The organism is Vibrio sp. D173a, assembly GCF_030248475.1.
The window spans coordinates 1-630 of record NZ_JAHGAH010000607.1 but is presented as its reverse complement, the minus strand read 5'-3'; the positions used below and the strand labels follow the sequence as shown (position 1 = coordinate 630).

Genomic DNA, 630 nt, shown 5'->3' with positions numbered 1-630 from the left:
CGAAAAGTAGTGTCCACCTAGATTTGAATTAAAATGACCAAGGTACTCAGTCATTGAGGCTAGGACATTTTCAGGGACTTGCGAACCACCGGGTCCATCAAAAAAAGTAACAGGCTTGCCATTATGATATTGGCTTAACGCGCTAAACTGCTGGCGAACATCATTAAGAGTGAAGGACATTGCGCTCATCCTTTGCTGTCAGTACAAATACATCCATATGACCCACTTCGCCGTGGTCAATCGTTCGGATTGGCTGAGCGTTGTGCCAAAGTTTGCTGTCTGCAAGCATTGCAACTTCACCATCTTCCAGCACTTTTCTAAAGAATGGCGCTTCATGAGAGTCTTGGTAAAGCATGATCTCACCGACGACAATGTTATGGCGATTCATACCAATCAAGGCAATATGATCAAAACCATCTTGGTGCACGCCTTCTGGAGCAACTTGCGTCTCGTCGTAGATTGCTGAGATACGAATTTGGTGAATCTCGATCTCTTGTCCGTCTGCTAAGCCGTTTGTCTCAATGAACAGCTCACACATCTCCTGCATACCTTCGCTTTGGAGAATATTCGCTTCTACTGGTTCAAATTGACGTACCACATCGCCTTGAAAGTGATTGATGTCTTCTGATT

At 44.8% G+C, this 630-nt stretch carries 1 protein-coding gene and 1 pseudogene; both read right to left on the bottom strand.

What is annotated here, in order from left to right:
- Positions 1-180: pseudogene (locus KIV40_RS27875) on the bottom strand (cysteine desulfurase-like protein); the annotation flags it as partial.
- Positions 164-630, bottom strand: a 467-nt coding sequence (locus KIV40_RS27870; protein ID WP_285352442.1) for a 2OG-Fe dioxygenase family protein, incomplete at its 5' end; no start/stop codon positions are given. The gene KIV40_RS27870 and the pseudogene KIV40_RS27875, both read right to left, overlap by 17 nt.